This is a genomic window from Nitrososphaerales archaeon (genome assembly GCA_025058425.1).
In the GTDB taxonomy this organism is placed as follows: domain Archaea; phylum Thermoproteota; class Nitrososphaeria; order Nitrososphaerales; family JANXEG01; genus JANXEG01.
On record JANXEG010000058.1, the window covers coordinates 1 to 7,710 of the forward strand.

The window sequence follows — 7,710 nt, forward strand, 5'->3', positions numbered from 1 at the left end:
AGCTAATCTGTACGAATTGCCGTAGGGTCGAAGCACCTGAATCTAAGAATCTATTATGCCCATCTTGTAATCAAATCCTCATCGCAAAGTACTCTTATCAGACGATTAAGGAGAGGATTAGAGAGAAAGGTTTCGATATGTGGAGGAGAGGGATCTGGAAGTATTTTGAACTTCTACCGGTGTTTGATGAGAATAATATCGTCTCATTGGGCGAAGGCGGGACATATCTGCACCGGTGTGAGAGACTTTCGAATGAGTTAAGGATAAGACAGATCCTCCTCAAGAATGAAACGACAAACCCCACGGGTGCTTTTACCGATCGTGGAGTAGCGGTCGCAGTCTCAAAAGCGAAAGAGCTCGGTTTTTATTCGGTCTGCTGTGGAACTACGGGTAATATTGGAGCTTCGTTAGCTGCCTATGCCGCAAAAGCAGGGTTAGATTGCACAATCTTCATACCCCCTACGATCGAGTTAGGTAAACTCTATCAGATGATCGCTTATGGGAGTAGGGTAGAATCTGCAAAAAGTTATAAAGAAGCGCAGATCAAAGCCAAAGAATTGGCTGAGACCAATTTTCTGATCTCCTCTACCAATCCCTACTTTTTAGAAGGTATAAAGACCACTGGTTATGAAATTTGTGAACAGCTCGGATGGCGCACACCCGATCGAATCGTTTTACCTATGGGCAGTGGTGGGCATATATCGATGATCTGGAAAGCTATTAAAGAGTTATTCGAGTTGGACCTTCTAAAGCACATCGATGTGAAATTGGTTGGTGTACAATTTGCAGAAGCAGCCCCAATCGCAACTTCATTCCTCAGTGGAAAGGATCATGTCGAAGCTTCTGGTCGGATGAGTAGGCTTATGGTAGATATAGGGATTGAAGAACCATCACTAGGGCGCCTAGCCATTCAAGCTTTAAAAGAGTCTAATGGTACAGCGGTGATCTTATCACATAAAGAAATATTGGAGGCTATGAGTTTATTGGCAAAGATGGAGGGTGTCTTCGCCGAACCCGCAGCCGCATCGACGATCGCAGGTGTTAAAAAGTTGATTGAAGATGGTAGCATCGATAAGGATGAGGAGATCGTATGTGTGATTACGGGTAGTGGCCTTAAAGACCCAATTACTGCAAGAGGTTTTGTCGAGAGGGTAAAGAGTGTCGATGTGATAGTTAGGAGGTTAGAAGAGCATAAATTTACTGTTAAGTTAGGTTTGACGAAGATGAGGATATTGAGTTTAATTCGTGATTCTGAATTGCACGGCTACGGGATTTGGAAAGAATTATCAAGAAGGTTTAGAATGGATATTAAGATCCCGAGCGTTTATCAACATCTGTCAGAGTTGGAGCGTGCCGGCTTAATCACTCGAACCCATACAAAGAAGGTTTTAGGAAGGCCGAGTAGGTGGTACTACTCTCTTACCGCTAAGGGTAAAGAAGTTTTAGATAAATGGGTGGAGTGAGAATATCTATTAAACATGGTTGTGAGGTGCACATTTGTCATCTGCTGAACAGGCTGCTAGATCTCTAAAAGAGCTCGAACCTGAAGATCTTCGAGTACTTTTGGCTATTGAAAAGGTTTTAGGGGCCCGTGAACAGGTGCCTGCAGATTACATAGCACACTCTACGAATATTCACATCGACGAAGTTGAGTATAGGTTGAGTAGGTTGAATGCGAAAGGCTTCATTGTAAAAGGTACACGAGGCTACATTCTCGTCTCAAGCGGCCTTGATGTAATAGCACTCAACGCATTTGTAAAGAGGGGCTTGATAAGTGGTATGGGGAGGGCTTTAGGGATAGGTAAAGAAGCCGATGTTTTCGAGGCCATCGATGATAGAGGGGAGCTATACGCTATCAAATTCTTTCGAATCGGGAGGATCAGTTTTAGAGATATAAAGAGGAAGCGCTCATACACCTCTCCTTTACAGAGCCATCAGTGGTTGGTAGTGAATATAAAAGCGGCGAAGAGGGAATATAATGTTTTGAAGAAGCTCTATCCAATCGGTATTAGTGTACCTGAACCTATCGCTGTAGAGAGGCATGCAATCTTAATGAAGAAGGTATTTGGAAGTAGATTGTCGGAGTGGAAGAGCCTCGATAATCCAGGAAAGGTTTTGATCGATATACTATCGAATTTAAGGAGGGCCTATCTCGAGGGTGGTGTTGTGAGTAGCGATTTGAGCGAGTATAATATACTTTATGATGGTGAGAAGATATGCATAATCGATTGGCCTCAAGCGGTGAGCAAAGACCACCCAAACTCCTCGATACTTCTTGATAGAGATGTCTCAAATATCATTACATTCTTTCGAAGAAAGTTTGATGTGGACTGCCCGTTAGAAGCAGCTACATTTTATGTGCGTGGATGGAGCGATCATCTACCTATTAGAGTTTGAAGAGGGAGCTGTTAATTATTAATGGGGTTAGATCTGTAACATGAGCAATTTCATCATCCAAGATGGACTCTACCTCTGACTTCACATTGGAGAACGATACATCCTTATCGATCACGATAGCTGCGCTAGCGATCTGTGGCTGATCGATGGGTGCACCTATTCTGCTCAATAACCTCACATAAACCTCTTTTATCCCAGCTACCTCATCGTAGATTCTTTTTGCAGCCTTCTGTGCTAATATATTGAATAACTTACCCGTATGATTTACAGGATTCTTTCCAGCCATGGCTTCCATCGAATATTGGCGCATAGGTGTTATAAGACCACTCGGCCGATTCCCCCTTCCCGTATTACCATCGTCACCAGCTTCGGCCGATGTTCCTGTTACTGTTAAATAAAAGATCCCCTTTGAGTAGTCGTCTCCAGCATTCACATTAACCTTTACATTAAGATCTGTAATATTCGTTGCAAGATCTTCGATCTTATTTTTAACTTCTTCAATGATGCTAATATAATGGCTCTTGTCGGGGATCAAACTGCTGATCGTTGCAGCCGCGACCGTTAAATCGATCTCTCGCCCCTTTCTTAAACCCATAACCTTAATATCCTCTCCGATTTCAGGGAGCTCCTTTTTTAGCTCTTTAGAGTTTAAAAACTTTTCAGTCTTCATGACGAGCTCTTCTAATGGCGTAAAGGGTGCGAAGCCTACACCTATGGAAGTATCATTAGCGAGTGGTATATTTTGCCTCTTATTGAAGATGGATATGAGATCTACCGAGCCTTGTTTAATCTTCGCTTCGATGACACAGTGCTTCTCTGGATTGAGGAATCTGAATGTGGAGTTTATGTAATTCTTAATGGCCGATGTTGCGATTTCATTTATGGGTAACAGTATCTCCTTACCATCTTTTAATATTTTGGAGACAGCCCTTCCCGCAACGACTATGTATATTGGTTCTAATACTTCTCCTCCACCAAAGTAAGGGTTGGATCTACCTCCAACGAGAAGACCTTTATCTACATTATGATGAAGAATCATCCCGATTTCATTAATGTAATACTTACAAAGCTCCCTTGAAACCGATTCAGCCGCTCCATCGATGAATGTATCTGGATGGCCTAAACCTTTCCTCTCTACAATTTCGACCTCCATCTCTGCGACTGTAGGGGTATCGAGCCGCTCCACATGTATGGCTCGTCTGACCATCGATCTTCACCGTTAAATCTCATCATCGATTTTAATAAAAAGAACGTTACTACCTCTTATTACCACTTTTCCATAACTCGCTATAAGAGTTCCTGAATTATACTCTTCCGCATCAGTAAGGATTATATTCATATACGAGTCGGCATTGCACATCTTCCCTCTATACTCTAAATCACTCTTCAACCTTATTGAGACGTGCTTATTTATAGCCTTTTGAAGTACGCTCAATGGTTTCTTCATATTCTGTGACAACAATTCTTCCCTTCTAAACTTTCAAAAGTAAGCGCTACATAAAAATGTTTAGTTAAGTAGTTTGGTGTGTAAGTACGCTAATATGAATACATGAAAATATTTATAATTGGATGTTTAAAAGAAAAGGGGATCGATCTTGGCTAAAATTTGGTATGATAAGGATGTTAGTTTAGATCCTATTAAGAATGAGACGATTGCTGTAATCGGTTATGGAATTCAAGGTTCTGCACAAGCTTGCAATATAAGAGATTCAGGTCTAAAAGTGATTGTAGCGGATGTTAAAGGTAGTTTAGGTTGGGAGAATGCTATTAAAGATGGGCATACTGTTTATGAAACACCAGATGCAGTAGCAAAAGGTGATATCATTTTATTTTTAGTTCCAGATATGCTCCAAGCAAAGGTATACAAAGAGCAAGTAGAGCCTAATCTATCTAAGGGTAAAGCTTTAGACTTTGCACATGGTGCAGCGATTCATTGGGGATGGATCAAACCGCCCGAGTGGATAGATGTAATAATGTTAGCGCCCAAATCGCCGGGTGCATTATTACGTGAAACTTATCTGAAAAACTTCTCAGTACCTGCATTGGTTGCAGTTCATCAGGATTATACTGGTAGAGCGTGGGATAGAATTCTTGCACTCGCAAAAGCCGTTGGATGTACAAGAGTTGGTGTGATTAAAACTACTTTTAAAGAGGAGGTTGAGACCGATTGGCTTGGAGAGCAGGCAGTTCTTTGTGGAGGTGTGGATAGATTGATTAGAAATGCTTTTGAAACATTGGTGGATCATGGTTATCAACCTGAAGTTGCTTACTTTGAATGTTTAAATGAGTTAAAGCTGATCGTAGATTTGATCTATAGGTATGGGATTACAGGTATGTATAGAAGGGTTAGTGAAACAGCCCGTTATGGCGGACTAACGAGAGGTGGTAGAGTGGTGACAGAAGCGGCAAGAAAGGGTGCTGAAGAGTTATTGAAAGAGATTCAGTCCGGAGATTTTGCTAAAGAGTGGGTTAAGGCTTATGAGAAAGAGGGTACAGAAGCTTTCGAAAAGTATTTACGTGAGTTAGCGAAGCATCCCATAGAACGAGTAGGTAAAGAGTTACGTAAAATGATGTGGCCAAATGAACAGGTCGAATGACCTCTTCATTTACAACATAATCACTTACTCCTCTATGATATTAATTAGTGTTAATACCATTAACTTTTAATTTCTCCAAAGCTAATCGATAGGTGTATCCATCGACGAGCGCTTTTATACTCGCCTCTAATATATTTCGTGAGAGTGCAGTTGTAGCCCAATTATAATTATCATCTTTAAACTCTATAAAGACTCTAACCGAGGAAGCTGTTCCACCGCTCTCCACGACTGAAACCTTATAATTGATAAGTTGGGTCTTTCTCAAAATGGGGAACCTCTTTAAAAGGGCCTTTCTTAACGCACGGTCCAGAGCATGTACCGGGCCTACACCAACGGCTGCTTCATGAATACTTTCTCGCTTTACATTAACAAGAACTTCACTCGTAGCGAATGTCTGTTCGAACTTCTCAGTAGTGACCCTCCAAAATTTTAGCGTGAAGGGTTGAAGATCGTAACCCATGGCTTTGAGTATGATCAAGTGTACTGTAGCATTCGCATTTTCTAAGTAATAGCCTTGCGCTTCTAACCTTTTGATTTCATTCAGTATCTTATCGACCATTTCGCTTTCTTTATCCAACTTTATACCAAGTTTAAGTGCCTCATTGACTACCGCCGATCTGCCCGAAAGTTCCGATATGGCGATCCTTCTTTTATTCCCAACCAACGATGGATCGATATGCTCATATGCGCGCGGATTCTTCAATATCGCATCTATATGTATGCCCGCTTTATGGGCGAAGGCATTTATACCTACATAAGGTTTGTATGGATCTGGAGTTATATTGGTTAATTCATAAACGTACCGTGAAAGTGCCGTCAAAGACCTTAACTGCTCCGATAAAGGCTTCGTCGATTTTAAGGCGCTTATACCCATCTTTAATTGTATCGTGGGGATCAATTGGCAGAGGTCTGCATTACCACACCTCTCGCCAAATCCATTTATCGTACCTTGAATGTGCTCAACGCCCAGCTCGATCGCTACCAACGTATTGGCTACGGCCAATCCAAGATCGTTATGGCAATGGACCCCGACCTTTGTATTCAATTTAGCTAAAGCATCCTTGGTAATTTCATTGAATCTGCTGATGGTTGTGCCGCCATTCGTATCACATAATACGATCACTTCCGCCCCACTCTCCTCCGCCGCCTTTATAACTCTTAAGGAATATTCTCGATTCGCACTGTACCCATCGTAAAAGTGTTCTGCATCGAAGATTACACGAATACCATGGCTTCTTAAGTACTCTATGCTCTCTTGTATCATGGTGATATTCTCATCCAATTCCGCTTTCAGTATCTCTTTCACATGTAAGTCCCAAGACTTCCCAATGATAACTGCTGTATCCAGATCGACTTTGAGCAACGCATTCAACCCTTTATCCTTACTCGGTGATGATCCTCTTTTATACGTGGTACTACATGCTACGATCTTTGAATTTTTAAGAGATATTTGCTTTACAGCTTTGAAGAACTTCATATCTTTAAGGTTGGAGGATGGCCAACCTCCCTCTATATACTTCACACCCAAATCGTCTAATCGTTCCACCAGACTGATTTTATCTTGTAATGAAAAGGTCACTCCTTGGGCCTGTGCCCCATCCCTTAAGGTTGTATCGAGGACTTCGATCTGTGGATCGATTTAATAACCTCCTTTCTGCAATAAATTGTTGATTTATGCACTATAATATAAATTTGTCCGTTCCGAGAATGATAGGAATTACGCTATCGATCCATCGTTGGATCATTGGGAAATTTTAAAGAATCACACCATCTTATAGTAGATTGGTTTGAACAAGGATTTACTGGAAGCCTATCGAGCCTATGGTAAAAAATTCGATAGAGCATTAAAGTTGGTAGAGAATAATTGTGTAAAGTTCCATAAATTCCATCCCAGTGGTAGAGAAGTTTGGACCGTGATTGGGAGTGAAGGTGATCAGATCGTAGATCCTTCGATACCTTACTGTTCATGTAGAGATTTTTACTTTAAAGCCCTCAGTAGTAAGAGTGAATTATGTTATCATCTATTGGCTCTACAAATGGCAAAGGTTATGGAGAAGTACGATGAAGTTAAATTCTACGATGAAGAATATGCCACCTTTATCAAATTACTCCTTCATGACCTAACCAAAGTAAGGGTAAAATAATAGATGTTTAATAAATTAATTTTTGGACGCCTCGGTAGCTCAGCCCGGTAGAGCAACAGACATTATCGGTTGAGCCTTGTAAGCTGTGGGTCGCGGGTTCAAAGCCCGCCCGAGGCTCCACTCTGATAACTCTTTCAACTTCTTAACTCTAAAGAAGATGAATCTGGACGATGGTTCAGCTGCCAAGACTGAAGCGTATACCTTAGTCTCTTTGTGCCATCGCTCTAGACTGACCGGAGTAATCTGCACAACTCGGTTCGCTCTGATGTGTATTTATGGCAATCGCTGGCAACAAACTATTTAGGCAAAGCGATAAGTTAGGCATCTCGCTTCACAGTTTAATGAGTGTAACTATTTCGGCCGAGTTTTTAGTTCATGGATTAAGCGTGTGAATGTGAATATTATAGCAAGTCAGAATCCTTTTCAGAACGATTAGAAGTCTATGGCTGAAGGTTGTAGAACCGGTAAAAATGAAAAGAAGTGGCTATCATGAATCATGAATATGTAATTATGTAATTATGCTAGAAGATGCTGATTTAGAGTGACCGAACTTATCGTCACAATTTAATTAA

General features: G+C 41.2%; 7 protein-coding genes and 1 tRNA gene. 5 read left to right on the plus strand and 3 right to left on the minus strand.

Annotation, left to right across the window (positions count from 1 at the left end):
* A partial coding sequence (gene thrC / locus NZ896_05940) for a threonine synthase (protein ID MCS7116992.1) occupies positions 1–1,463 on the plus strand: 1,463 nt, incomplete at its 5' end.
* 34 nt (positions 1,464–1,497) lie between these two features.
* Positions 1,498–2,397: a hypothetical protein gene (locus NZ896_05945; protein MCS7116993.1), complete on the plus strand. Its 900-nt coding sequence runs from the start codon at positions 1,498–1,500 to the stop codon at positions 2,395–2,397.
* On the opposite strand, the gene NZ896_05950 is transcribed toward NZ896_05945, so the two are convergent.
* Positions 2,387–3,604 carry a methionine adenosyltransferase gene (locus NZ896_05950; protein ID MCS7116994.1) on the minus strand — a complete coding sequence of 406 codons (1,218 nt, stop codon included), beginning with the start codon at positions 3,602–3,604 and terminating at the stop codon, positions 2,387–2,389. The genes NZ896_05945 and NZ896_05950 overlap by 11 nt on opposite strands.
* A 12-nt stretch (positions 3,605–3,616) precedes the next feature.
* On the minus strand, positions 3,617–3,856 hold the full coding sequence (locus NZ896_05955) for a U6 snRNA-associated Sm-like protein LSm6 (protein MCS7116995.1): 240 nt from the start codon (positions 3,854–3,856) through the stop codon (positions 3,617–3,619).
* 136 nt (positions 3,857–3,992) lie between these two features.
* Here NZ896_05955 and ilvC point away from each other — a divergent pair, with 136 nt between their 5' ends.
* The gene (gene ilvC, locus NZ896_05960) at positions 3,993–4,994 is read left to right on the plus strand and encodes a ketol-acid reductoisomerase (GenBank protein MCS7116996.1); all 1,002 of its coding nucleotides are present in this window, start codon (positions 3,993–3,995) and stop codon (positions 4,992–4,994) included.
* Between the two features lie 40 nt (positions 4,995–5,034).
* On the opposite strand, the gene cimA is transcribed toward ilvC, so the two are convergent.
* Positions 5,035–6,621, minus strand: coding sequence for a citramalate synthase (gene cimA / locus NZ896_05965; GenBank protein MCS7116997.1), 1,587 nt, complete (start codon positions 6,619–6,621; stop codon positions 5,035–5,037).
* A gap of 160 nt (positions 6,622–6,781) precedes the next feature.
* On the opposite strand from cimA, the gene NZ896_05970 reads away from it, so the two are divergent.
* Both NZ896_05970 and NZ896_05975 read left to right on the plus strand, forming a co-directional pair.
* Positions 6,782–7,138 (plus strand): SWIM zinc finger family protein, encoded by a 357-nt coding sequence (locus tag NZ896_05970; GenBank protein MCS7116998.1) that lies wholly within the window; start codon positions 6,782–6,784, stop codon positions 7,136–7,138.
* 28 nt (positions 7,139–7,166) lie between these two features.
* Positions 7,167–7,258: transfer RNA gene (locus NZ896_05975), tRNA-Thr, on the plus strand.
* Positions 7,259–7,710 lie beyond the last annotated feature (452 nt).

Excerpts from the sequence above, each read along its gene's own strand:
- NZ896_05950 (MCS7116994.1), bottom strand. The coding sequence starts at position 3,604 with ATGGTCAGACGAGCCATACATGTGGAGCGGCTCGATACCCCTACAGTC.